Source organism: Bacteroidota bacterium, assembly GCA_039821555.1.
Classification (GTDB): Bacteria; Bacteroidota; Rhodothermia; order Rhodothermales; family Rubricoccaceae; genus JBCBEX01.
The window spans coordinates 1-24,756 of the sequence record JBCBNX010000016.1 but is presented as its reverse complement, the minus strand read 5'-3'; the positions used below and the strand labels follow the sequence as shown (position 1 = coordinate 24,756).

The 24,756-nt window shown below is 65.2% G+C and carries 19 protein-coding genes; 6 read left to right on the top strand and 13 right to left on the bottom strand.

Annotated elements, in window-relative coordinates; genetic code table 11:
* Window positions 1–12 precede the first annotated feature (12 nt).
* The 4 genes from AAFU51_14970 to AAFU51_14955 all read left to right on the top strand — a co-directional run bounded on the left by AAFU51_14970 (window position 13) and on the right by AAFU51_14955 (window position 3,914).
* Window positions 13–2,751 carry a glucosidase gene (locus AAFU51_14970; protein ID MEO1572556.1) on the top strand — a complete coding sequence of 913 codons (2,739 nt, stop codon included), beginning with the start codon at window positions 13–15 and terminating at the stop codon, window positions 2,749–2,751.
* A 47-nt stretch (window positions 2,752–2,798) separates the two neighbouring features.
* The gene (locus AAFU51_14965; GenBank protein ID MEO1572555.1) at window positions 2,799–3,002 is read left to right on the top strand and encodes a type II toxin-antitoxin system HicB family antitoxin; all 204 of its coding nucleotides are present in this window, start codon (window positions 2,799–2,801) and stop codon (window positions 3,000–3,002) included.
* A gap of 1 nt (window position 3,003) precedes the next feature.
* Window positions 3,004–3,216 carry a type II toxin-antitoxin system HicA family toxin gene (locus tag AAFU51_14960; protein ID MEO1572554.1) on the top strand — a complete coding sequence of 71 codons (213 nt, stop codon included), beginning with the start codon at window positions 3,004–3,006 and terminating at the stop codon, window positions 3,214–3,216.
* Between the two features lie 461 nt (window positions 3,217–3,677).
* The gene (locus AAFU51_14955; GenBank protein MEO1572553.1) at window positions 3,678–3,914 is read left to right on the top strand and encodes a hypothetical protein; all 237 of its coding nucleotides are present in this window, start codon (window positions 3,678–3,680) and stop codon (window positions 3,912–3,914) included.
* Window positions 3,915–4,068: 154 nt separating this feature from the next.
* Here AAFU51_14955 and lon read toward each other — a convergent pair whose 3' ends face one another.
* Window positions 4,069–6,600 (bottom strand): endopeptidase La, encoded by a 2,532-nt coding sequence (gene lon / locus AAFU51_14950; GenBank protein MEO1572552.1) that lies wholly within the window; start codon window positions 6,598–6,600, stop codon window positions 4,069–4,071.
* 188 nt (window positions 6,601–6,788) lie between these two features.
* Window positions 6,789–7,049, bottom strand: a complete 261-nt coding sequence (locus tag AAFU51_14945; protein MEO1572551.1) for a hypothetical protein — start codon at window positions 7,047–7,049, stop codon at window positions 6,789–6,791.
* A gap of 150 nt (window positions 7,050–7,199) precedes the next feature.
* On the opposite strand from AAFU51_14945, the gene AAFU51_14940 reads away from it, so the two are divergent.
* Together AAFU51_14940 and AAFU51_14935 are read left to right on the top strand one after the other, a co-directional pair.
* Window positions 7,200–7,640 (top strand): hypothetical protein, encoded by a 441-nt coding sequence (locus tag AAFU51_14940; protein ID MEO1572550.1) that lies wholly within the window; start codon window positions 7,200–7,202, stop codon window positions 7,638–7,640.
* A gap of 237 nt (window positions 7,641–7,877) precedes the next feature.
* The gene (locus AAFU51_14935; protein ID MEO1572549.1) at window positions 7,878–8,744 is read left to right on the top strand and encodes a phasin family protein; all 867 of its coding nucleotides are present in this window, start codon (window positions 7,878–7,880) and stop codon (window positions 8,742–8,744) included.
* Between the two features lie 162 nt (window positions 8,745–8,906).
* On the opposite strand, the gene AAFU51_14930 is transcribed toward AAFU51_14935, so the two are convergent.
* The 11 genes from AAFU51_14930 to AAFU51_14880 all read right to left on the bottom strand — a co-directional run bounded on the left by AAFU51_14930 (window position 8,907) and on the right by AAFU51_14880 (window position 24,143).
* Window positions 8,907–10,127, bottom strand: a complete 1,221-nt coding sequence (locus AAFU51_14930; protein ID MEO1572548.1) for a bifunctional alpha/beta hydrolase/OsmC family protein — start codon at window positions 10,125–10,127, stop codon at window positions 8,907–8,909.
* Between the two features lie 95 nt (window positions 10,128–10,222).
* Window positions 10,223–11,527, bottom strand: coding sequence for a T9SS type A sorting domain-containing protein (locus AAFU51_14925; GenBank protein MEO1572547.1), 1,305 nt, complete (start codon window positions 11,525–11,527; stop codon window positions 10,223–10,225).
* A gap of 113 nt (window positions 11,528–11,640) precedes the next feature.
* Window positions 11,641–15,309 (bottom strand): S8 family serine peptidase, encoded by a 3,669-nt coding sequence (locus AAFU51_14920; protein ID MEO1572546.1) that lies wholly within the window; start codon window positions 15,307–15,309, stop codon window positions 11,641–11,643.
* Between the two features lie 145 nt (window positions 15,310–15,454).
* Window positions 15,455–17,065 carry a hypothetical protein gene (locus tag AAFU51_14915; GenBank protein ID MEO1572545.1) on the bottom strand — a complete coding sequence of 537 codons (1,611 nt, stop codon included), beginning with the start codon at window positions 17,063–17,065 and terminating at the stop codon, window positions 15,455–15,457.
* A 30-nt stretch (window positions 17,066–17,095) separates the two neighbouring features.
* Window positions 17,096–18,148, bottom strand: coding sequence for an endolytic transglycosylase MltG (mltG, locus tag AAFU51_14910; GenBank protein ID MEO1572544.1), 1,053 nt, complete (start codon window positions 18,146–18,148; stop codon window positions 17,096–17,098).
* Window positions 18,149–18,211: 63 nt separating this feature from the next.
* A complete protein-coding gene (gene pheA / locus AAFU51_14905; GenBank protein ID MEO1572543.1) occupies window positions 18,212–18,634 on the bottom strand; it encodes a chorismate mutase in 423 nt (140 codons plus the stop codon).
* Window positions 18,635–18,881: 247 nt separating this feature from the next.
* On the bottom strand, window positions 18,882–19,970 hold the full coding sequence (gene tsaD / locus AAFU51_14900) for a tRNA (adenosine(37)-N6)-threonylcarbamoyltransferase complex transferase subunit TsaD (GenBank protein ID MEO1572542.1): 1,089 nt from the start codon (window positions 19,968–19,970) through the stop codon (window positions 18,882–18,884).
* A 126-nt stretch (window positions 19,971–20,096) separates the two neighbouring features.
* Complete coding sequence (locus AAFU51_14895) at window positions 20,097–20,696, bottom strand: ribonuclease HII (protein MEO1572541.1); 600 nt, start codon at window positions 20,694–20,696, stop codon at window positions 20,097–20,099.
* A 121-nt stretch (window positions 20,697–20,817) separates the two neighbouring features.
* On the bottom strand, window positions 20,818–21,714 hold the full coding sequence (locus tag AAFU51_14890) for a YARHG domain-containing protein (protein MEO1572540.1): 897 nt from the start codon (window positions 21,712–21,714) through the stop codon (window positions 20,818–20,820).
* A gap of 135 nt (window positions 21,715–21,849) precedes the next feature.
* Entirely contained in the window at window positions 21,850–22,878 is a 1,029-nt protein-coding gene (locus AAFU51_14885) for a hypothetical protein (GenBank protein ID MEO1572539.1), read from the bottom strand.
* A 170-nt stretch (window positions 22,879–23,048) separates the two neighbouring features.
* The gene (locus AAFU51_14880; GenBank protein MEO1572538.1) at window positions 23,049–24,143 is read right to left on the bottom strand and encodes an ATP-binding protein; all 1,095 of its coding nucleotides are present in this window, start codon (window positions 24,141–24,143) and stop codon (window positions 23,049–23,051) included.
* Between the last annotated feature and the right edge of the window lie 613 nt (window positions 24,144–24,756).

Below are 24,756 nucleotides of genomic sequence, written 5' to 3'. Positions count from 1 at the left end.
ATCAAAAATACTATGACGAAGGAGCAAGCCCGTCTCGACGATGCTCAAACCGACTGGCGCCGGTGGGGGACCTACCTCTCGGACCGCGCCTGGGGCACCGTCCGCGAAGACTACAGCGCCGACGGCGACGCCTGGGCCTATTTCCCTTTCGACCATGCGCGCAGCCGCACCTACCGCTGGAACGAGGACGGCCTCGCGGGCTTCTGCGACCGCGACCAGCGGCTGTGCCTCGCCGTCGCGCTCTGGAACGAGCAGGACGCCATCCTGAAGGAGCGCTTCTTCGGGCTCTCCGGCCACGAGGGCAACCACGGCGAGGACGTCAAGGAACTGTATTCACACCTCGACGCGACGCCAACCTACTCCTACGCCAAGCTCGCCTACCTCTACCCACAGGCGGCCTTTCCCTACCAACGCCTCCACGACGAGAACCGCCGTCGGGGCCGCATGGACGTCGAGTTTGAACTGCTCGACGCGCTGGAAGGCGACCTCGCCGCGGAGCGCTACTTCGACGTGACGGTGGAATATGCGAAGGCGGGTCCCGAGGACATCCTGTGCCGCATCCGCGCGACGAACAAAGGACCAGACGCCGCGCCGATCCACCTCCTGCCGCACGTCTGGTTTCGGAACACGTGGGCCTGGGACGAGGACAGCACGACGCCGCTCCTCGAACTCGTCGAGCCTTCTGGAAAAAGCGCTGCGCCGGACAGCGTCGTCGCGCTGCACCTCCGCCCGGACCCTGACGGTCCGACGGTGATGGGGCCGGCGCTAGAAGAGCGCTGGTGGTACGCCCGTGCGCTCGATCCCGACGGCACGATGATGGCCGAGGCGCCTGCGCTGCTCGTCACGGAGAACGAGACCAACACGGAGCGGCTCTACGACGTGCCGAACCAGACGCCCTACGTCAAAGACGGCATTCACCGCGCTGTGGTCCAGGGCGACGAGCGCGCCGTCAACTCCGATCAGGTCGGAACCAAAGCCGCCGCGCACGTCCGCGCGACGCTGGAGCCGGGTGAGACGCTCGAAGTGCAGGTCCGCCTCGCCGACCGCGCGCAGGCGCAGCCGTTCCGCGGCTTTGCCAAGCGCTTCGGCGAGCGCATCGCCGAGGCGGATGCGTTCTACGACGACGTGCATCGCCAGTCGCCGGGCCTCACCGACGACGCGAAGCTCGTGCAGCGGCAGGCGCTCGCGGGGCTGCTCTGGACGCAGCAGTTCTACCACTACGACGTCCAGCGCTGGATGGCGGGCGACCCGGCCATGCCACCGCCGCCCGAGGAGCGCCGCCCGCGCAACCGCCACTGGCCGCACCTGCTCAACCACCACGTCATCTCGATGCCGGACAAGTGGGAGTACCCGTGGTACGCCGCGTGGGACCTCGCCTTCCACATGCTCCCGATGGCGCTCATCGACCCGGAGGAGGCGAAGCGGCAACTGGTGCTCTTCACGTCCGAGGGCTTTCTCCACCCAAACGGCCAGATCCCCGCCTACGAGTGGGCCTTCTCCGACGTCAACCCGCCGGTCCACGCCTGGGCCGCGCTACGGGTCTACCAGCACGACCGCGCCCGCACCGGCACGCCGGACGTGGCGTTCCTGAAGACCGTCTTCAACAAGCTGCTGCTCAATTTCACCTGGTGGGTCAACCGCAAGGACGTCGACGGCAACAACGTCTTCGAGGGTGGCTTCCTCGGGCTCGACAACATCGGCGTCTTCGACCGAAGCGCACCGCTCCCCGACGGCGTGCGGCTGGAGCAGGCCGACGGCACGGCGTGGATGGGGATGTACTGCCTCAACATGCTCACCATCGCCATCGAGCTGTCGGAGCACGACCCCGTCTACGAAGACCTCGCGGCGAAATTCTTCGAGCACTTCGTCTACATCGCGCGCGCTATCAACAAGGCGTGCGCCGGGACCGGCCTGTGGGACGACGCCGACGGCTTCTACTACGACGTGCTGCACATCGAAGGCGCGAACTACGGTGCCGACCGGCATATCCCGCTCAAAGTGCAGTCGTTCGTGGGGCTGACGCCGCTCTTCGCCACGGAGACGCTCAGCGCCGATACGCTCGCCCGCCTGCCGAAGCTGGCCGCCCGGGTGGCGTGGTTCCAGGAACACCGCACGGGTGTCGTGCACGACCTCGGCCTGCACCTGCAGCCCGGCGCGAAAGGCGACATCCTGCTCTCGATCGTCAACCGCGCCAAGCTCGAACGCCTCCTCGACCGGATGCTCGACCCCGCGCAGTTCCTCAGCCCGCACGGCCTGCGCTCGCTCTCGAAGCACCACGAACGCGAGCCCTACCACTTCAACCTCGCCGGGCAAACCTACGAGGTGCGCTACGTCCCTGGGGCGTCGCCCGTGCCGCTCTTCGGCGGCAACTCGAACTGGCGCGGGCCGGTGTGGATGCCCGTCAACCACCTGATGGTGGAGGCCCTGCAACGCTTCGGCGACTACTTCGGCGAGTCGCTCACGGTCTCGCTGCCCGGCCGCAATGGCGAAGGCGTCACGACCGGGCACACCCTCTGCGATGTCGCCGAACACCTCGCCCGCCGCCTCGACTCGCTCTTCCTACTGAAGGACGACGTGCGGGTCTACCGCAAGGAGAAACCGTTTTTGCAAACCACCGAATGGCGGCAGCGACTGCTCTTCCACGAGTACTTCCACGGCGACACCGGGCGCGGCCTCGGCGCGAGCCACCAGACGGGGTGGACGGCTGTCGTGGCGTGGCTGCTGCACGGGTATGGGAGCGCGGCGTCCTGAAACAGCCGAACGGGGGTGACGTTAGCTCGCAAACAACCTCGACTACCATGACCTACCGCGTTGCGCTCCACAAGACAGATGAAGGCTACGCGGTCTCGTGCCCCGGACTTCCCGGTTGCTGGTCGGAAGGCCAAACCGAGGAGGAAGCACTAGCGAACATCCGCGACGCGATCACGGAGTATCTCGACGTGGCGCGGGAGCTTGCCGAGCAAGACGAGGCTGAGGTCCGGGAAGTCGAAGTCCTCGCTTGACATGCCGAAGATTCCTGGCGTCAACCACAAGAACGCGATCCGTGCGCTCCGCAAAGCAGGGTTCGAGGTTGTGCGACAGGGTAAGCACACGATCGTGAGCGACGGTCGGCGCATTCTCACGATTCCTCGCTCGAATCCCATCAACGCTTTTACGATGGGCGGGATCGTCCGCGATGCCGGTTTGACCGTGGAAGAGTTCAGGGCATTGCTATAGCGAAGACGGTCGTGACAGACGTACAAGATCTCCTAGATGCTCTTGAGCCTCGTCAAGCCCATCCTGATTTCCAAAGATGCTGGCGTGGTTTCTTGCGAAGCGTCTCTGCACACATCAAAGACTCATTTCCTGAATTTGCTCAAGACTGGAAGCGATCGGCAGACGAGTAGGAGCAGGGGATTCTTAGTGCCAAATAGCTTGAGGGCGTCAGGATCGAGGCATGGCGCTTCCATGACAGGCTACGTGATTCGGCAACGAACGAAGAGTTGGCACATATACGCTTAGCACTGAGTCGACTATGGCCTGTAGATTGGCCTGATAACTGGTATATGTCAGCGATACCGCATCTGGAAGCATTCGAGGAGGCGGGGTACACGGAAGGCACTTGGGCGCGAATGCGATAGCTTTGCCCCAGTGCTCTCCTCAAAAAGCGACCCGTGGTGGAGATTTCTATTTGGATCATGAGCCGTTCCTGGAAAAAGACGCTGATCTCCGGCATCACGACGGCCACGTCGGAGAAGCACGACAAGCGCCTCGCCAATCGGCGCTTACGGCGCAACGTACGTCAGCGCCTCGCTACGGGGCACGACGGTACCGACCTGCCGCTGCTCCGCGAGGTGAGCAACGTCTGGGCCATGGACAAAGACGGAAAGCTCTACTTCGATCCCGCCACGCATCCCAAGCGGCTGCGGAAGTAGCCATCGGAATCGTCCCGGCGGTCCGGCTCCCCCTGTTTTTCGTGACGGTCGCAGGCTCTCGCGTCACAAAAAACTGTCCCCCTCAAACACGAGGGGGACAGTCTGAGGAGCGGAGCGCGTCAGCGCGGAGGCGACGCAAGACGGGGGGAGCCCGCTAGTTCATCACCGCCGCCTCGGCGAGGGCACCGTCGGTGGGTGTGCCGTTGGCGTGCGTCTGCTCGCGCTCGGGGACGGCGAACTTCTCGGCGGGGTCCGCGACGGGATCCGGGCAGAGCACCTGGTCGATCAGGTCCGTAATGCGGCCGACGTAGTTCACCGTCAGGCCCTCGATAGCCTCGGTCTTGATCTCCTTGATGTCCTTCTCGTTCTTCTCCGGCAGGAACACCGTCGTGATGCCCGCGCGCTTGGCGGCGAGCACCTTCTCCTTGATCCCGCCGACCGGCAGCACGAGGCCGCGCAGCGTGATCTCGCCGGTCATTGCGATGGTGTGCTTGACGCAGCGCTGCGTGTAGATGCTCGTCAGCGCCGAGATCATCGCCACGCCGGCGGAGGGGCCGTCCTTCGGGATCGCGCCCGCTGGGACGTGCACGTGGACGTCCCAGTGCTTGAAGGCGCCGTGCGGGATGCCGAGCTCCTCGGCGTGGGCCTTCACCCAGGAGAACGCGGCCTGCGCTGACTCCTTCATCACGTCGCCGAGTTTGCCGGTCAGGATCATGCGCCCTGAGCCGCGGCTCACGCTCGCCTCGATGAACAGGATGTCGCCGCCGACAGGCGTCCAGGCCAGCCCGGTCGCCACGCCCGGCACCTCGGTGCGCTCGGCGATGTCGTTGAAGAACTTCCGTGCGCCGAGGTAGCCCTCCACGTCGGTCTGCTCCACGTTCGCGCCGTCGGCGTTCTCCATCGCCACGTCCTTGGCCACGCCGCGCACGACCGAGCCGATGGTGCGTTCGAGCTGACGGACGCCCGACTCGCGCGTGTAGCCCTCGATGAGGTACATCAGCGCGTTGTCGGTGATCGAGAACTGCTCGTCGGTGAGGCCGTTGCGCTCGATCTGGCGGGGGACGAGGTACTGCTTCGCGATCTGGAGCTTCTCGCCGGGCGTGTAGCCGTTGATCTCGATGATCTCCATGCGGTCGCGCAGCGGGGCCGGGATGTTCTCCAGGTAGTTCGCCGTCGCGATGAAGAGGACCTTCGAGAGGTCGTAGTCCAGTTCGAGGTAGTGGTCGTTGAACGTGTCGTTCTGCTCGGGGTCGAGGACTTCGAGGAGCGCACTGGAGGGATCGCCGCGGAAGTCGGAGCCGAGCTTGTCGACCTCGTCGAGCATGAACACGGGGTTCGAGGTGCCTGACTTCTTGAGGCCTTGCAGGATGCGGCCCGGCAGCGCGCCGATGTAGGTGCGTCGGTGGCCGCGGATCTCGGCCTCGTCGCGGACGCCGCCGAGCGACATCCGGTGGAACTCGCGTCCGGTCGCCTTCGCAATCGACTTGCCGAGCGACGTCTTGCCGACGCCGGGCGGGCCGTAGAAGCACAGGATGGGCGCCTTCATGTCGCCCTTGAGCTTCAGCACGGCGAGGTATTCGAGGATGCGCTTCTTGGGATCCTCCAGGCCGAAGTGGTCGGCTTCGAGCACTTCCTGGGCGCGGTTCACGTCGAGGTTGCCGTCGGAGACGGTGCCCCACGGCAGGTCGAGGATCGTCTCGACGTAGTTGCGCACGACGGAGAACTCCGGGGACGCCGGGTTCGTGCGGCCGAGCTTGCGCAGTTCCTTCTCGACCGTCTCGATGACGTGGTCGGGCAGGGCCTCGCGGCGCTCGTCGAGCTTCTCGCGCAGCTCGTCGGCCTCGGCACCGCCGGGGTCGGTCTCGCCGAGCTCGTCCTGGATGGCCTTCATCTGCTGGCGCAGCAGGAACTCGCGCTGCTGCTGGTCCACGTCGGACTTCACCTTCGTGCGGATCTCCTCGCTGATTTCCAGCACGCGGATCTCCTGTTCGAGGTGGTCGAGCACGAGCGCGGCGCGCTCCAGGATCGGGCGCGTCTCCAGCAGCCCTTGCTTCTTCTCAACGTCGATCTGGAGGTTCGACGCGATGAAGTGGATGAGGAAGCTCGCCGACTCGATGTTCTGGATCGCGTAGGCCGCCTCCGACGGGAGGTTCGGCGACATGTTCACGATCTGAACCGCCAACTCCTTGATCGAGCGAACGCGCGCGGCAAGCTCGGCATCGTCGGCTGCCTCTTCTGCCTCGGGGATCGGCTCGACCGAGGCCCGGAAGTACGGTTCCTCTTGGGTGTACTCGCCGACGGCGAAGCGGCGCTTGCCCTGGATCACGATGGAGACGGAGCCGTCCGGCATCTTGATCAGCTTCAGGATGTTGGCGGCCGTGCCAACGGGGTAGAGGTCGTCGGTGGCGGGGTCTTCCACGTCGGCGCTCTTCTGCGCGACGACGCCAATGAGCTTGTCGCCTGCGTAGGCGTCTTTGACGAGCTTGAGCGATGCGTCGCGCCCAACCGTGATCGGCAGGACGACGCCGGGGAAGAGGACCGTGTTGCGCAGGGCGAGGATGGCGAGGTCGTCCGGGAGGATCGACTCGGCCATCTCCTTCTCCTCGTCCGGCGTGAGGAGCGGGATCGACTGCTCGCCGTCCGAGGCGAGGCGGTAGGGGAAGGCGTGCGGGGAATCGAAAGGCACGAAGATGGGGGCTGGGATGGCGCGGCCTATTCGCGGACCGCGTGGGAATAGTACCCTGGCGACAAAGTCAAGAACTAGGCCAACTCGATAGGCATGCCAGAGTGGCAGAGGGTCGCGTGTCGAGGGTCGCGTGTCGAGAATGGCCTTGCAGGTTGGCGAGAAGGCCGACACCGTCTACGACCTAGGACCTAGCCCTTTCGCTTCCCGAAGAGCTTGTCGAGCACCTTCTCGTTGGTCAGCAGTGCGGTCAGCCCGGCGAGCACGAGTTCGCCGACGAGCTTGCGGCCGGTGCTGAACTTGAAGAGCCCAACGAACGCCTTGCCGAGGCCTTTGCCCACGCCCTTGACGAGCGCGCCGCCGAGCTTGAGCGTGAGCGGGATCAGGATCGCCGCGCCGAGAAACCCGATGACAGAGTTGACGGCGGCGGTGCGGACAGGCTTGGTAGACATGGGGCGCAGAGCAAGGTGGGGCGGTCGGCGACGGAGCAGGTCGAGGTGCGTGGGACGAGGCGCGTAGGACGGGCACCGATTGCGACAGGTTAGCGCGCCGCCCTATTCTGTAGACCTACGATCCCACAACCCCAACAGGTCCCCCCACCTATGGCCGACGCCCCCCACTACTGGACGCCCGCGTTCATCGAAGCCTTCGTCGAAGCGATCAACGACGACGAGGACTTCCAGCACACCGCGCGCAAGTTTTCGGACACCATCATCTTCCGCTGCCTCGACACGCCCGACGGCAAGGACATCGAGGCGACCTACGAGTTCGACGAGGGCGAGATCGTGAGCGTCGAGATCTGGGAAGAGGACGCGCCGTCCGCCGATCTGCGTGACGACCCGTTCAACAAGAAGACGACGATGGCGCGCGCCACAGCGCCCTATCCCGTATGGGTCAAGCTCGACAAGGGTGAGATGAACGCGCTGCAGGCGATCACATCGCCCGACTACGAGGTCGAAGGGCCGAAGCTCAAGATCATGGCGAACATCGGCGTGCTCAACGGCATGGGCGACGTCGCGGCGAAGGTTGAGAAGACCTACTAGCGCGGTGCCCCAGCGAGCTCAGCGCTGATGCGCTGGGGCGGTCCGGACGGCCCTGCAACCTAGATCGCCTCGCTGACGAAGGCGCTGTGCACGCGTCGCGAAGGAACAAAGGAGAATGCCGCATTGCGTCATTAACGCTGTTTACCTCTGAACTTTCCGGCGCTTACCCAATAGGACCTGTACGCGGGCTCGACCTCTGAGCGCGCTAGCCTCCCTCAAACCAGACTCATCCCGACCATGGCTAAGAAGAAAAAGAAAGTCGTCATCTCGAAGAAGAAGTCGAAGAAGTCGGGCAGCGCCCCGAAGGCAGCTCCGAAGTCGTCGTCGTCGCTGTTCACGATCCCGAACAACCTCGCCGACCAGGCGCGCGACATCTGGATGGCGGGCCTCGGCGCGCTGTCCGCGGTGGAGGAGGAGGGCGCGAAGCTCTTCAACACGCTCGTGCAGCGCGGCGAAGAGTGGGAGCGCACCGGCCAGAAACAGCTCCAGGCCGCTGCCAGCTCCGCTAAGAAGCAGGCCGACGACGCGACCGACGCGGCCAAGGAAACCGTCAAGGAGATGACGGCCGCCACAGCTAGGATCATCGACGACCTCGAAGAGCGCATCGAGAGCGCCGTCGAGCCGGTGCTGGAGCGCATGGGCGTCCCGAACAAGCAGGACCTCGCCGCGCTGACCTCGCAGATCGAGATGCTGACCGAGAAGCTCGAACGCATCGCCAAGGACGACCGCACGAAGGTATCCACGAAGGCGAAGAAGGCGGCTGAAGCCGTCTCGGACGCGGTGAAAGGCTCCGCCGAAACCGTCAAGAAGGCGGCTAACAAGAAGGCGGCCAAGAAGAGCGCCGCGAAGAAAGCCACGGCCAACAAGGCCGCGCCGAAGAAGACCGCCAAGGAAGTGGTGGCCAGCGTCTACGCCGTCGAGAAGCACGCCGACGGCTGGGCCGTGATGAAGGAGGGCAACGAGCGCGCCACGAGCGTTCACGGCACCAAGGCCGCGGCCGTGAAGGAGGCCCGCGAGATCGCCCGGACGCACGCGCCGAGCATGCTCGTCATCCTGAAAGCCGACGGCTCGGAGCAGGAGCGCAACACCTACGAGGTCGAGTGACCTCGCGCTCCGGCTGACCTACTCCCACAGCGGGCACCCCAGCATCACGCTCGGGTGCCCGTTTTTTTGTCGAAGGTCGAAGAGGTGCGGCGACGGAGCCACACGGGTGTCATCCTGAGCTTGACTCAGGATCTCTGACGACCACAGTGCTCCAGGATATCGCTATTCCGCGAGTGTCTTCTCGAAGGTGAACGGCGCCTCGAGGGCGCGGTGGACGGGGCAGCGGTCGGCGATCTCCATGAGGCGTACGCGCTGCTCGTCGTCGAGGTCGCCCTCGATCTCGATGGTGAGGTGCATCAGGTTCTTCGGCGCCTGGCGTGTGCCAGTGTTCTCATGGGCGACGTGCACGCGGACGCGCTCCAGCGGCCAGCCCTTGTGGTCGGCGTACATCCGCAGCGTCATCGCCGTGCACGTGCCGAGCGCGCTCGTGAGGTAGTCGAACGGCGTGGGGCCGAGTTCGCCGCCGCCCACCTTCGCGGGCTCGTCGGCGAGGAGCGCGAAGCCGCGCGTGGTCACCTCGACGCGGTAGGGCGTCTTTGCGATCTCGGAGACGGAGCCGGAGGCGTCGTACGGGCCGACCTTGCGGAGCACGTCGTCGTGCTCGCCGTGCGAGTGACGGGTCGGGACGTAGCGCGCGGCCCAGCCGGCCACGACGCGGGCGGCGTACTCGGCGTCGCGCGGGTCCGAGAGCAGGTGGTCGGCGTCGTCCAGCGAGACGAAGCTCTTCGGGTGCTTGGCCGCCTCGAAGATGGACCGCGCGTTGTCGATGCCGACGGTACGATCGTTGGGAGCGTGCAGGACGAGGAGCGCCTTGCGGAGGTCGCGAATGGCGTCCTTCATCATACGGGGCGTGCGGAGGTCGTCGACGAAGTCGCGCTTGATGCGGAACGGGCGGCCCCCGATGGCGACGGTCGCCTCGCCCTCGGCCTCGATGGTGTCGGCCTCGTCCATGATGAGGTGCAGCACGTGCTCCGGCTCGCACGGCGCGCCAATCGTCACGACGGCGTCCGCGCTCGGGATCTGCGCGGCGGCGGCCAGCACGGCGGCCCCGCCGAGCGAGTGCCCAATGAGCAGCTTCGGCCCGTCGTGTTGCGCGGCGAGGTGCGCTGCCGCTGCCACGAGGTCCGCGACGTTGTGCGAGAACGTGGTGTCGGCGAACTCGCCCTCGCTCATCCCGAGTCCGGTGAAGTCGAACGACAGCACGGCGATGCCCTCGTCGGTGAGCGCGTTGCCGATGCGGCGGACGGCGCGGAGGTCCTTCGAGCAGGTGAAGCAGTGCGCGAAGAGCGCGTAGGCCGTCGGCGCGGCGTCCGGGAGCACGAGGCGCGCGGCGAGCGCGTGGCCGTCGGCGTTGGGGAAGGTGAACGTCTCGGAGCGGGGCATGGCAGCAGGGGAGCGGGTCGAGGGTCGTACGGCCAAGGTAGGAGGCCGCCACCACAGCGTGCCTTACGAATCCGCCACTCAACGCCCTCGGCGGGTCACCGCGCTACGGTCACCCGCTGCGTCTCGGTCACGCCGCCGACCGCAGCGCGCACCACATAGACGCCCGCAGGTAGCCCCGCTGTTTCGAACGTGAGCGCGTACGTGCCCGCCGTGCGGGTGCCCTCGGCCAGCACGGCCACCTCGCGGCCGAGCAAGTCCACCACCGCCACGCGTACCTCCGCAGGCGCAGCGAGCACGAGCGGCACGGTCATCGCGCCCGTCGTGGGGTTCGGGTACGGCGCGCCGAGCACCGCCTCACTTGGCTTTCCCGGCTCCTCCACCGATGCCGTGATCGCTTCCACCGTCCGCATCACCGCTCCGTTCGTGCGACGCCCCGGCTGCCCCTGGCTGCACCCTACCCACACGCGACCCTCCCAGTCGATCACGATGTCCTCCACCTGTAGCGGTGCGCCCACGATCTCCTCGCCGAGAAAGCGGCTCACTTCCTCCCACGTCACGCCTCCGTCTAGCGAGCGGTAGACGCCTCCGCTCTCCGTGAAGTCCTCCGCGCTCGAGAGCACGCCCCACAGGCTCCCATCGGCGCCTGCTGCCAGCCGACCCACGAGTTGCCGCCCCGCGGCAGGCAAGCGCCCTACTGTCTCCCACATCCGCCCGTCGGTACTGGTGCGCACCACGCCGTTGGTCGGCCCGTCGTCGTCCACAGGGCCGTTCATGAGGGTGAAGAACGCGCCGCGCGCGTCTGAGTAGACGACGTGCTCGGCGTCGTAGCCGAAGAACGCCACGAGGTTGGTCGCAGCCCACGAGAGGCCGTCGTCTTCGGAGACGGCCGCGCCGCCGAGGCCGACGACGACGAGGCGTCCGTGGGGGAGTTCGGGTGTGGGCGGGCTCTGGGCAAAGAAGCGCCCGAAGACGCTCTGGAAGACGGGGTCGGTGCGTCCGATGACCGTCCAGGAGTCGCCGCCGTCGGTGGAGCGCTCAACGCCGAGGTTGTCGGTGGCAGCGACGAGAGCCCCGGAGCGGGTCTGGATGATGGCCTCGCCTCGGTCAACGACGACAGGAGTAGATTGGCCGTAGTCGGTGGACATACGGAGGTCGCGGTCCGAAAAGAAGAAGCGCCCGTTGGATGCCATGAGAATGACATCGTAAGGAGTGCTCCCGTCCTTGACGACGTGGAAGGTGCCTGGATCGGAGCGCCGCCAAACGTGAAGGCCGTCCCCTCCAACGAGATAGATGGTGGAGTCGCCAGAGACCGCGAGGTCCCGCGTCCGGAGTGAGTCTTCAAGGACCTCCCAGAGGATGTCACCACCATAAGTCTGCTGCGCGTGTACAGGCAAACTCATGAGTACGGGACTCATGAATGCAAGCCATAGCTTAGCCAGGTATCGAGCTAAACAGACGCGATATTGAGCGTCCAGACTGTACGGTGCAGACATAAGCCGTCAGGGGTTGGTGACTAGCGCACCACGGTAAGCGTGCGGTGGAACTGCTGAGTTCCCCTCGCTCCCGTCACTGACACTTGCACCACATACACGCCCGCCGCCAGCGCTACCGTGTCCACGTCGTAGGCATGCACCCCCGCCGCTTCCTGCTGAGGGGTGTGTGAACGCACTCGCTGACCCAGCGTGTTGACGAGCGTGAGCGTTACCTCAGCCTCTTCAGCCAGCGCTAGCGGTACCGTGAAGCGCCCCGTCGTTGGGTTTGGATAAGGTGCCTGGAGCTCGGTCATCATAGGCAGTGCTGTCTCAGAGGCGACCTTCGGTCGTGGCTGCGCTGTGCGAGGAGACCCCACAGGGCGATCCGTCTCGCTTAGCTGGGACGTTTCGGCAACCTGGAGCATGTACCGCAGGTCCGCGAACCCGTCTCCTTCCGGCCATCTAGCTTCGAGCGTTTGGACAGCCGCTCTTGCCGACTCTACGTCGCCAGCGTCTACCGCGAGCGCGAAGCGCGAAGTCCAGCCCCGCCGCGCGTGATCTGTGCCTGCAAACTCCGTTGTGAGCGCTAGTGCTGCTTCTTGCGCCTCGTCTGCCCGACCTATGCCGTAGTAGATCGAGGCGAGGGCACTGAGCGCAAGCGGACGATGCTTCGATATGCGGCTCTGTTCAACGAGGAAGCCCTCTAGGCCTGGATGAGGCGTGTTTCGACCGAGTTGAGTAGCCACCTCAAACGCTCGCCGTTCTTCATCTGGGGTACGGGCACGCTGGATGGCATTGATCGCATGACTGATGCCCACACCTCTGTCTGGGTTCTCGGCCCCCTGGACGATGGCAAACCAGCGCTCCGGTGCCATGCCCTTCGGTGGCCCCCCTACATCCAGTCGTGGGAATTCCTCCAGTCCTGGAACACTCTTCCCGCTCCGCGCTGCTGCGGTGGTGTTTCCAGTCCTCATGTAGCTGGTAGGGTCGTCCTCGCTGGTAATGCCAATCGAGGAGCAGGAGACGGAGGGACCAGGCGGACTCGACAGGAACGGGTCTGGATCGAAGACGCCGCCGTTGGAAATTTGGATATGAGCAGGATCGGGGCCGAGCGTGCGATCCCAGTAGTTGCACTCGGCCACGATGTCGGAGCCATCGGCGCGGATGTGCTTCTCGTTAGGGCTAGGTCCGTTGCGCCGAAACCAGTTGTTGCGAAAGCTATTGCTAAAGATCGACCCAGCTCCCCCCGCATAGATCGTGGAGCCTAGTAGACCAAACAGAGTGCCGGTGCCACTCTCCTGCAAGAGGTTGTTTTGTCCAGAAGGTGCATTGGAGTCCTCGAAGCCAAAGAGGACACGTCCTTGGTCGTAGGCACGGGCCGCCCACTGGTCGCTCCCATTGATCTCAGAGAGGCGGATGAAAATATCGGCGTCCTTGGCGTAGATCCCAACGCTTCCTGTATTGTCAGAGGCCAATCGATCCAGGTAGACATCAGCCCCGTTCGCCGAGACAACGCTGCGATGTGGTAGGTCTCTGATTTCCGACAGCCGATTTGCGCTGTCACGAATGTGGACATCAGCTTGACTACCGTTCACGATAACACCCTCGCCAAAGCCTCCGTCGATGAACAAGCCCTCGAAGATTGGGTCGGCGTTGTGGACATAGATGGTCGCGCCTGGATGGTTAACCCCGGGGCTGTTTACCTCGCGGACATCGACATCGGTGAAGAGCCCTGCACTCCCCTGTAGGAAGCGGATGCCGCCCCAGCCCTGCGCGGGGTCAGCGGCTGCGAAAGTGGCCCCATCCGCGTTGAGCGTGCCTTGGACAAGGAGTCGCGCTCCAGGTGCGAAGGTGACGGTAACGCCAGGTTGGATGTCCCACGTTTCGCCTATCGGGATAGTGAAGTCCTGGGGCAGCGTCCCGCCGAAGTGTTCGAGCACGTACTTCACGGCAGCGTAGGCGTCGATGCGGCCCGCGCCGTAGAAATTGTCTTTGATGGGGTGTGTCTCCTGAGTCTGACCGGGGAGGTGGTTCGGGTGGATGGCACTCATTTGAATGGCCTCTGCCACTTCTGCAGGAGAGAGGTCCGGCTTCACCTGGTTCATCAGCAGTACAACGCCCGCAACGTGTGGTGTGGCGGCTGATGTACCGCCAAAGGTCTCGTAAGGATCAGAGCAGAGCGATCCTTGCAGAGCACCAGTGGGGGATGTACACAGACCAGTGGTGTGTAGTGTGGAGCCAGCTAGAGGATCAGAGGGGCCAACCACATCTGGCTTGAGGAGCGGAGCCGTGGCCTGAGGGAAGTCTCGGAAAGCAGGGGGCATATCGTCCTGGCATGAATGGGTAGCCCGAATATCTTCCCAAGCAGACGGTCCTCTGCTAGAATAGCTCCAGCGTTGATCTGACTGATCGACAGCTCCTACAGCCAATACTGCACTGACATGCGGACCTGACCCGGCAGGAGTAGGCTGATTTGGGTGAAGCCAAGGCGGAGGGACGTTCGCAGGAGCCTGGATATTGTAGGGAATGGGATTAGAGCTGTCTGTTAACCTACTACAGTCCCCACCTGTCTCTGTACCTGTGTCGCCTCCTGCAGCGACGAACAGAACGCCTTCTGAAAGAAGCCTGTCTGATATCGTGCGCCATCCAGCGTAATCTGGTATACCGGCAAATAGTGAGCCTGCTGACATGTTGACGACATCCGGCATCTCGAAGTCAGAAAGCCACTGCGCTTTCATTCGAAGTAGGAAGTCAACAGCTTCCATCATGTCTGCCTGGGTACCTCCGCCATCGGGTATGCCCCGAATGCAGAGAAGTCGGGCATCAGGGGCAACACCTGTAGCTTTTCCCTCTGCACCATTGCCGACTATTATTCCAGCGACGTTCTGGCCGTGCGTATTGGTATTTGTGCCGCAATTCGTGCAGGGCTTGTTGTTGTCTTCGACCGTATTCCAGCCTGGCTGGACAAGGGTTTCACCGACGTTCTGGGTACCGTCGTTGTTGACGTCGAACCACAACGTATTTCCGTTTTGGTCAACTGGGTCCCAGAGCTGGTTTGCGATGTCAGGGTGTCCGAAATCGCAACCCGAGTCGATGACTGCAACGAGCGTACCGTCCCCTCGGATACCACGATTCCACAGCTGTGGCGCATTGATTTTCGCTACGCCCCACTCTGGCAGACTTCCTGTAATAGGCCATAGTGGAGTAGCATGAAGCCTGGAGACATCAAGTAGCGTCTGACTGTCAAGAGGAATCACCGCATTGTCAGAGGACAAGGCTTCAGACTGTGGGCCATCATGGTCGATCCGTCGAATGCCCTGAAGTAGCTCGATCTCTTCTACAACGCTTCGCGTCACGCGCGCCGAGATCACGTTGGCGATGGCAATGCTTCGAATGTCGTCTGCATGGCCCTGCCGCTCCGCACGCCGGAGTACTCGCAGGACGTGCTGCTGGCTCTGCTCCGCGTGAGCAATCACCTCCTGCGCCACAAACACCTGGCGCTCGGCCAGCCTCATCGAAGCAACCTCACTGCTGCTGAACGTCCGCTGGCTATCCATGCCGATCAGCACGCGGAAAAGCTCATCCGGTGCGGCGGTTGCTATCTTCGTGTCTAGGTTAACCGTTCTGACGGAGGGCTGTGCCACCGCGTTGAGCGAAAACGTGCTGGTAAAGAGGAGCGCTAAGAATAGCTGGGCAAGGCGCTTAGGCATAGTGGTGGAGGACTTGAGAACGAATGGTTTCCCCCACTAGTACGGCGCACTCATAGACACTTCCAAATTGTTTCTAGATCACGGAGGTTTTAGCCTCGCCTCGTGTGCCTGGAAACCGTATTGGCTTCCCCGATGAATGATAGGCCTAGACCCGCTCCGGTACCACCGCGGGTTCGGGCGTCGCGAGCACGGGCGCGGCGGCGCGCTTGCGCTCGGCGAGCCACCCCGCGAACGCTACGAGCCACGCCGAGGCGAGCAGCATCACCGTGATCACCTGCGCGGCCAGCACCACGTCGCGGAAGGCGAACGCCTGCAGGAGCACGAACACGATCGCGCCAGGGATCGAGAGGAAGAGCGGCACGAAGCGCTCGGCGGCGCTGAAGCGGTCGGCGCGGCGCGAAAACGGCGCCGTGCGGTAGAAGAACACCTGGAGGCGCGTCATCAGCAGCGCGACGGCGTACCAGTAGCCCGCGTGCAGGAGTGCGTGGCCGACGGGCATGCCGAGCGCGAGCACGAGCGCGAGCACGCCGTGGAGCGGGAGCAGCACCTGGTAGGCGAGCGCCTGCTGCGCGCCCATCTGGAGCGTCCGTGCCGAGCCGACCGGCAGCGCGTCGAAGAGCCACGCGGCGTCGGCGTCGTCGGAGAACTGCAGCGACTGCACGAGCGTCTGGCAGCAGAAGAGCAGCACGATCAGCACCGAGAGGTGCATCTGCACGGCCTGGTCGAGGAAGCGGCCCTCGGCGCTGTAGACGAAGAGGTCACCGAGGCCGCCCTGCCACCAGCCGAAGAGTGCGAAGCCGAGCGGGAGGAGCGCCGCCGTCCACACGCGCCCGCGCACGATGCGGTCGTTGGCGAAGGCCGCCTGCGCGAAGCCATACGCCGCGCGCGACTCGGGCGTCCGCAGCGTGAGACGCTCCACGAGCCGCGCGATCCTGCCGGACTGCTGCGTGACCGTGCGCTCGCGCATCCGCTGCTCGCCGTCGTGCATCGCCCGGAGCAGCGCGAAATAGCGCCGCGGGAAGACGAACCCGAACGCGATCGCCCCGATACCGACCGTCGCGAGGAGCACGGCGAGGCCGGGCGTCATCGTGCCGCTGAGCGCGTCCGCGAACCACTGCGCGGGCCACCACGGCGTAGCTACGGGCGTCACGCCCGAGCGCGTCGCCACGTCGAGGTTGCCGATCCACTGGTAGCCGAGCACGAGCGCGCCGATGAGCGCCACGCGGACCGCCGTGAGCACCGGCTTGAGCACGCGGTAGGGCAGAACCAGCGTGAGCGTCCAGAGCACGCCCAGCATCGCGAGCGCCGTCCACACCGTCCCGCCCGCGATCAGCGCCGCGATCTCCAGCCCGACGACCACGCCGTGCGTCCACATCGCGTGCCCCGCCACCGGCACCACCATCGACCCAGCGATGAGCAGCAGGAACACGCCGATGCCGCCCAGACGGGCCACGTACTGCGTCGCCTGCGCGGCGGGGAGCGTGAGCATCCAGGCATTCTCGCGCGGGCGGCCCATCAGTTCGTCGTAGCTACCCACGATGCCGAACGCGGCGAGCACCATCCCAAAGCTCGTCGCCACGAAGCAGAGCGTCGCCGGGACCGCCGCGCCGAGCGAGAGCGCCAGCACGAGGCCCGAGAAGCCGTACGACACCGCCGTCATCGCCATGCGCGAGGCGCGCACGGTGCCCGTCTTCGGGTGCCGCAGGTCTTGCTTCACCTGCGCAGCGATCAGCAGTCGGGCTTGGGTCCAGTTCATGGAGGGAAACGAGCGGAGAGAAAGAGAGCGCTAGTCGGCGGCTTGCTGGGCGCGGCGGACGCGCATCAGCGCGCGGTACTGGTCGGCGGCGCGGTTGTGCTCGCGCAGCGTCCGCGAGAAGACGTGCGCGCCGCTGCCGTCGGCCACGAAGTAGAGGTAGGCGTGCTCCTCGTTGTCCAGCACGCCGTCGATGGACGACTCCGACGGGTTGTTGATCGGCCCCGGCGGGAGGCCCGCGTACTTGTACGTGTTGTACGGGTGGTCGAGGGCGTAGTCGGCGAAGAGGAGGCGGCGCATCCGGCCGCCGTCCTGCTGCATGAGCGCGTATTGCACCGTCGGGTCAGCCTGGAGCGGCATGCGGCCCGCCGACGTGCGGCCGAGCAGGCGGTTGAGGTAGACGCCCGCCACGCGGGGGCGCTCCTCGGGCAGCCGCGCTTCCCATTCCACGATGGAGGCGATCGTGACGACCTCGTCTGGCGTCAGGCCGAGCGCCTGGGCTTTGGCCTCGCGCTCGTCGGTCCAGAAGCGCTCGTACCACGTGTGGATGCGGCGGACGACCTCGGCGGCGTCCTGCGTCCAGTAGATGTCGAACGTGTTGGCGCGCATGCGGCCGAAGAGGTGCGTCGTGTCGGTGCCCAGCTCGGCCGCGAGGTCGGTGTTGCGGAGCGCCTGCCGGAACTCCGTCGAGTCGATGGCGAGATCGCGGCGGAGCACGGCGGCGAGCACGCCGGGGCGCACGCCGGGCGGCACCGTGACGCGGATCGGGTCGACAAGGCCCTTGCGGATTTTGTCGAGGAGCGCCCAGTTGGTTGCGCCCGTCTCGAAGGTGTAGTAGCCCGGCTTGACCTGGTCGGCCCACCCCGTGAGGTCGCCGAAGAGCCGGAACGTGCCCGCGTTGGCGAGGAGGTCGGCGCTGTTGAGCGAGTCCACGAGCGCGTCGAAGTCGCTGCCGCGCGGGACCATCACGCTGCGCGCGTCCTCGAAGGCGGGCGTGTTGGGGCTGAAGCCGAGCCACCACGCCGCTCCGCCCCCGGCAAGGCCGAGTACGAGCGCGAGGACAAAGAGCCAGCGGAGCAGTTTCATGCGGGGTTAAGGCGATGTGAAGGCCGAAAGGTCACAAATCCTGCCGCTGGACACAACGCCGGTTCACGTGCCGGAATTGTCTGGGCTCCGATCCGATGCACAGCGCTCGTCCTGGTTTGAGCCCCCCGAGACGGGCGCGGCTGGCCGCTCGCTGAGACGGCGTTCGAGCGAGCGCGTCTCATCGATAACGCGCTCGTAGAGCCGGCGCACGGCCTCGTCGGGCAGCGGGCCAGGGTTGGCCGCCATCACGTTGTCGAGCACCTCTTCTTCGCGGGTCGGGACGTAGACGGGCAGCCCCATCTGCCGCTTCAGGTCGCCGATCTCGGCGGCGCACACTGCGCGCTGGTTGAGCAGGTAGATCACCACCGTGTCGATTGCGTCGATGCGGTCGCGCCAGGGCCGAAGGGCGCCCAGGTCCACCTCCTCCGGCGGCTCCACGCGCGCCGCGAGCAGGGCAGTCAGGGCTTCGAGCGAGGGCGCAGGCATCGTGGACGTTGAGGCTGGGAGATGCCAGAGTCGCTAGTACAGCCGCTTTGGTGTCATCCTGCCCCCTGTAGTCCACAGGGCGTTTCAGGATCTCTGCCGACTGCGGTTACGCGGAACTCTGCTGAGATGCTGAATCAAGTTCAGCATGACAAGTTGGAAAGTGTGTAACTGGGTTCTTTGTGCTGTGCAATAGTAGGGAAATCAATTGATGCAGCGCGATGTCGCAGGCACCTTTTCACTGCGACACTCACACCTTCAAGTTCGGCACCGCCGTGAGGTCGAGCGGCGACGTGTGCCCGGCGGCGAGCTGGAAGTGGCCCGTGACCGCGATCATCGCGGCGTTGTCGATCGAGTAGGTGATGCGTGGGACGAACAGGTCGAAGCCGTCCGCGTCGGCGGCGGTCTGAGCGTCGGCGCGGAGGCGCGAGTTGGCCGAGACGCCGCCCACGATGGCCACGGCGCGGATGCCCGTTGCGGCGACGGCGTCGCGGATCGCCCCGACGAGCGCATCGACGACGGTTTGCTGGAACGAGGCGCAGAGGTCGGCGAGGGACTGGCCCTGCATCGCTGCGTCGCGCTCGGCGTCGGAGAGGCCGCGCAGGTGGTAGAGCACCGCCGTCTTGAGGCCGCTGAACGAGAAGCCATAGGGCTCGTCGGGGTACTTCCGCCGGTCGAGGCGCGGGTCGGGCCACGTGTGCGCCGCCGGGTCGCCCTCGCGCGCGAGCTTGTCCACGACCGGCCCGCCGGGATAGCCGAGGCTGAGCATCTTCGCGACCTTATCGAACGCCTCGCCTGCCGCGTCGTCGCGCGTGGTGCCGAGGACCGTGTGCTGGAAGCCCTCGTCGACGCGTACAAGCTGTGTGTGCCCGCCCGAAACGGTGAGGCAGAGGTAGGGGAACGGCGGCACGCGCGCCGCGCTGCTGTCCTGAGTGGCGTCCTCCTCCGTGACGAACACGGAATAGATGTGCCCGTCGAGGTGGTTGACGCCTACGAGCGGCACGTCGAGCCCGAAGGCGAGCGCTTTGCCGAACGAGAGCCCCACGAGCAGCGACCCCGCCAGCCCCGGCCCGTAGGTCACCGCCACCGCGTCGAGGTCGTCGCGGGTCACGCCCGCCTCCTCCAGCGCCGCCTCCACGGTCGGCACGATGAGCCGCTGGTGCGCCCGGCTCGCCAACTCCGGCACCACACCGCCGAACCCCGCATGGACCCGCTGCGACGCGATCACGCTCGACGCCAGCCGCCCGCCTCGCAGCACCGCTGCCGCCGTGTCGTCGCACGATGTCTCGATGCCGAGGATGGTTGGGGTGGAGGGGATAGGGGACGGGGAATGGGGCATGGGGGAAAGAGCGAATAGGGACTGGCGAATAGAGAAGGGAAGCGGGGTTGCCAAATTCACTCGCGGCAACATGAAGTCACAGACGCCATTTCACGGCGACACCGCCGCACCGCGACACCGCCGCACTCATCCGCCTCGCCGCAGCTTGAACGAGCGCCGGTGGTGCGGGCTCGGGCCGTGGGCGGCGAGTGCGTCGTAGTGCGCTTTCGTGGGATAGCCCTTGTGACCGGACCAGCCATACATCGGATAGGCGGCGTGGAGTTCCACCATCAGCCGGTCGCGTGTCTCCTTCGCCACCACCGACGCCGCGGCGATGCTGAGGCTCCGCGCGTCGCCCTTCACGAGCGGCGTCTGCGGCCACGGCGCATCGGGGATGCCGCGGTTGCCGTCCACCAACAGCGCGTCGCAGCAGCAGGGCAGCGCGGCCACGGCGCGTCGCATCGCCTCCAGCGACGCCCACAGGATATTGAGGTCGTCGATCTCGGCGGGGCTGCACAGCCCGACGCCCACGCCGAGCGCCCGCCGTTCGATCTGGGGTAGCAACGCCGCACGCTGCTCAGGCGAGAGCTTCTTGCTGTCGGTCAGCCCAGCCCAGTCGTCGTCCTCGGTGTCGGGAGCGAGCACCACCGCCGCCGCTACGACCGGCCCCGCGAGGCACCCACGCCCCGCCTCGTCAGTCCCCGCTACAAACCGCCGGCCGGCGTCCCAGTGGCGGCGTTCGATCATCAGGTCGGGCACAGGGCAAAGGTGCGAACGTGTGGGGGTATGGACCTAGGAAGGTAGGCACAGCCATGCGTGAGCCCGCACGAGGCGCGCACGTCCACCCCTACAGTCATCCACACTGTGCTCAGCGCGTGTCGCCGGTGGCGCACGGAGGGCCGTCCTCCTGGGCCTGTAGGTAGCCGTACGCCGGGTCGATCTGCCCGGTGTTCGTCATCGAGCAGGTCCGCAGGCGCTCGCCTGTTTCTGCGCGGTAGAGCGTCGTCTCCCACGCCTGTTCGAGCGCCAGGGTCGGCGTCACAACCACCTCGCCGGTCGCCTCCTCGACATCGCTGCCAGTGTAGCGCATCACCTGCGCGACGTCGATCTGCTCGCCGTCGGGCGTGAACGTGACGAGGTAGTAGCGGACGTCGTAGCCGCCGCTGAACGCCTCGTGCTTGACGAGGGCCGGGACGAAGTCGCCCGTCACCGGCAACACCGCGAGCGCGTAGTAGCGGCCGGGCTCGTCCATCGCAAGAAAGCGCCGCATGGGCGAGGTCTCTTGCGGCGGAGCTTCGCCGATCTCTTCGATCAGCGCGAGGTCGTTCTCGGGGGCTTGTTGCAGCGAAAAGGGCAGTTCTACGACCGGAAAGAGCGCGACGAACTCGTAGAACGGCAGCGCGGGGGCCTCCCGCTCCGCGAGGGCGTCTTCCAGTTCGTGCAGCAGGTGCAGGTTGGCGATGTCCACGTCGGTCGGCGCCGACGGACCGTCCTTCGCGGGGCGATACCAGGGCTGGGCCTCGAAGAAGGCGACCGTCTCTTTGTCCTCGAAGACGTGCCCGTGGCGAGCGTAGATGGCGTGGCGGAGCAGCCGCACGTCGCCCCGGTCCATCAGCCGGAGCAGGCTGAACGCGTGGCCGACCTCGTCGAGCGGCGTCTCCGCTTCCACAACGATCGGGAGGAGCGTACCGAGCGGGTCAAGCTGCGCGTGTGCAACGGGCAGTGCACTGGCGATGAGCAGAGCAAGGAAGAGCAAGCGAGGCATAGCGGCGACGGTAAGGTGGAGATAGAGCCACCTCCGAACGCGCAAGTTGCCTATCGGAAAGCGCACAGCGATACGACAGCGGATGCATCTCGTACGAGTCTCGGCCATGGGTGCTCCGCCAAGCTCATCGCAACCTTATTGCCCACCCAGGTTGCCAATAATTTTACCGAAGGCCTGTGCTGCCGCCCCGGCATCGATGGAGACTCCAAATGCGAATGCGGGCTTCCAGACAGACTCTGTCGCGACTACGAAGCCGTCAGGTAAGACCGGGAGAGTCCCTTGGGCATCTGGAACTAGGAACGCCTCCTGTGCCTCAACGAGCCGGTCGACCTTGCCAAAGCGTACACCTACACTGCCAACGAAGACGGTTCCTAAGTCGAAAGACACGCCTGCATAGGCATTGGCTCCGAAGGTTCCTGAGACGGGAAGGGCGAGGAAGACGCCTGGATTCAGTGACGTGCCGCGCGTTCGAGGTCCAAACAGGTAGTAGGTCAGAAGGAGCGCGTACTGAACCTCATACTCGCCTCCCTCGGAGCGGGTCAGTCTCGACGCTCCGTCCTGGCTAGTCGCTGCCACGTAGGCTCGGTTGGGCAACAACGACGCGAGTGGGCCAAAGGAGATACCCCCACGAAAAAGAGTGCGCACGGAAAAGGTGTACTCCGCTCCGACCTGCTTCGTCTCGTTGCTATCCGTTACATCCGTCATCTCCATGACGATCTTCCCCTCCGGTGCATCAAAGTCCGACACAGGAATCGCGATGATTCCACACGTATCCTCGTCGCGAATGGAATCCAACAAGTCAGAGGCGCCACGATCCAGGACTTCAATGCCGTTTCCTGACGAAGCAAGGTCCAACTCGTCGGCATTACGCGTGGCAGAGGTTCGCCGCACGTTGAGCTTGCGGATCGTCGTAGACTTCCCGTAGATGTAGACGTTCAGTGTTTGCCCTTCGTCCATCGGGAGGCCGCCTCGCTCGCGTACAGCCCCAAGGGTAGACATGGCGACATAGGGCTCCTGGAAGTTCGACGCATAGTTGGTTCGCGCCTCATCGAGTTGGCAGTGGGCAGCGAGCAATTCCGCAGCGCCAAGAACGCCTTGGCCAAAGGCCGTGCTCGTCAGCGATGCAGACAGCAGTAGAGAGATGAGGAAGAGGAGTCGAAACATGGCAGTGGGGTGCGAGGTGCTGGGGTTCGCGCGTGCTGATTAGCGGGATCGGTCAAGCAACACTACGCCACTGGAATGCAGGGCTGGTGTCGCGTAATCACAGGAGTTTGAGCTGACAGGGTGCTCAAAACGTCCGCTGTGCGCAGCACGAGCCTGTAGCCTCTTTGGAATCACCCGAGCGCCGTCTCGAAGCGCACCGTCGTACCTGCTCCCGGCGTGCTCTCTACGTTGAGCGTGCCACCGAGGGCCTCGGCGCGGCGGCGCATTGTCTCCAAGCCCCGGCCCCGCCGCACGGTCGCGAGATCGAAGCCTACCCCATCGTCCTGGACCGTGAGCTGGAAGCGAGTGTTCTCGTAGGCGACGTGCACCTCGACTGTGTCGGCGCCGCCGTGGCGAACCGCGTTGTGGATGCTTTCCTTGAAAAGGAGATACAGGTGCCGCCGCGCGTCCATGGTGAGCGGGACCGGCGGTAGGGCGTCAGGGCGCGTGAAGCGCAGGCGCCGCCCGCGCGTCATGCTGTCGGCGAACTGCTCCATGCGTGTGACCACTGCGGCGAGGTCGTCGTGCCCCGCGTCCACGATCCAGACGGCGTCCCGGAGATCGTCCACGACCGTGCGCGCCGTTTGCGCGAGGTCAGCGAGGTGAGAGCGGTCGCCTTCGGGCAAGGCCGGATTGCGCCCGGCTAGGTCGAGCCGGAGCGCGACGTTTGATACCTTGCTTCCGATGTCGTCGTGGAGGTCGTCCGCGATGCGCCGCCGCGTTCGCTCGACCCGCACGAGTTGCTGGATGCGGTATTGGTAGCCTGCGACTACGACGCCCAGCACTGCCAGTGCCGCGAGCGTCCAGAACCACCACGTCTGCCACGCCGGGGGGCGGATGATGATCGGAAGTGAAGCGGCCTCGCTACTCCAGATACCGTCTCGGTTGGTACCGCGCACGTGGAGGGTGTGTCGACCAAATGGGGCAACTGGGTAGCGAGCAGACGCCTGGGTACCCAGCTGACGCCACGCGGGCTCGGCGCCTTCGAGCCAGACGGCGTAGCGGTTCTTCCCGGGCTGTCGTAGGTCGAGTGCCGCAAACTCGACGGCAATGTCGCGCTGCGTGTGGGCGAGTTCGACAGGGGCATACCCGTCCGCCGTCTCTTGAAGGGGATAGGACTCGCCGTCCACGTAGAGACTGGTGATTGCAACGCGCGGCGGTGTTTCGTCGACAGCGATACGATCTGGGTAGAATTGGTTGAAGCCGTCGGTTCCGCCGAGGAGCATGGCTCCGCGTGCAGTCAACTGGTGAGCTGAGACGGTGAAAATGTCTCCTTGAAGGCCGTCTTCGTGAGAGAAGGTGGTAAACGACCGCGCTCCAGGATCGAAAAGGGTGAGACCGTTGCTCGACCCAATCCAAAGCCGGCCTAGAGGATCGGGAAGAAGGCTCACCGCATCGACGTGAGAAAGGCCGTGCGCGGGTGTGAAGCGCTCACAAGTCTGCCCAGTAGAGTCGAAGCGGGCGATGCCCCCGTCGGTGGAACCAAGCCAAAGAGCCCCGTCGGGTGTGCTCGCTATGGCTGGTAGATCGTTGCCAGGTACACAGGTGGGGTGGTCAGTGGCGCTCCAGTGAGCTACCGTGCCCGTGGGCAGATCGAGCCGGTTGAGACCGCCTCCTCGCGTGGCAATCCAGAGACCGTCGCGGTCAGTTGGTACGGTATGGACCCGCCAAAGGTCGTCGGTGCTCAAGGCCTGTGCGGCGTCGCCCGCGCTATCGTAGCGGCGCAGAATCTGAGTGCGTTCTGCATCAAACTCGATGAGGCCTAGGTAGCGTTGACATTTGAGTCGGACGGCCGATGGTCGATACCGGCAGTAACCAACCTCTGCTGCCCGTGCCCGC